Source organism: Thauera phenylacetica B4P, from assembly GCF_000310225.1.
GTDB classification, from domain to species: Bacteria; Pseudomonadota; Gammaproteobacteria; order Burkholderiales; family Rhodocyclaceae; genus Thauera; species Thauera phenylacetica.
The window spans coordinates 1-580 of record NZ_AMXF01000575.1 but is presented as its reverse complement, the minus strand read 5'-3'; the positions used below and the strand labels follow the sequence as shown (position 1 = coordinate 580).

The following is a 580-nucleotide window of genomic DNA, read 5'->3' as shown; positions in this document are numbered from 1 at the left end:
AGGCGCACACGCAGTGGCCGGCCGCCGAGAGCCGCAGCCGCCGGCGTGGCCGCGTCGCGATCGTCACCCCGCTGCCCGAGGCGGTGGAATTCACCCTGGAGCTCGCCGATGTCGGCACCGTCGTCCGCGTTCTCGCGCTGCGCTAGGCGGGCCGCGCAGCGCGGCGCGGCGGTGGTGCTCGCGCTGCTGACGGTCAGCTTTGCCGCCATGCTCGCCGCCGCGGCGCTGGCCGACTTCGGCCACGGCCTGGACATGCTCGGCGGCCGCCACGACCAGGCCCAGGCCTGGCAGCTCGGCCGCGCGGCGGTGGACTGGTCGCGCAACATCCTCGCCGACGACGGGCGGCGCACCCCGACCGACCACCTCGGGGAGATCTGGACCACCGAGATCCCGGTCACCGCCATCGGCAACGACACCGCCGACGGCAGCGTGGGCGGATCGATCCGCGACCTCTCCGGGCGCTTCAACCTCAACGACCTCGCACCGCGCGGCCGCGTGGACACCCAGGCCATCACCCGCTTCGCCCGCCTGCTCGGCCTCGTCGGGATGAGTGGCGCGAGCGCGAACGCCGCCGCGCAGG

The 580-nt window shown here is 75.3% G+C and carries 1 pseudogene; it reads left to right on the top strand.

Going from position 1 to position 580, the window contains the following annotated elements:
- Window positions 1-108: 108 nt before the first annotated feature.
- Window positions 109-580: pseudogene (locus tag C667_RS23765) on the top strand (type II secretion system protein GspK); the annotation flags it as partial.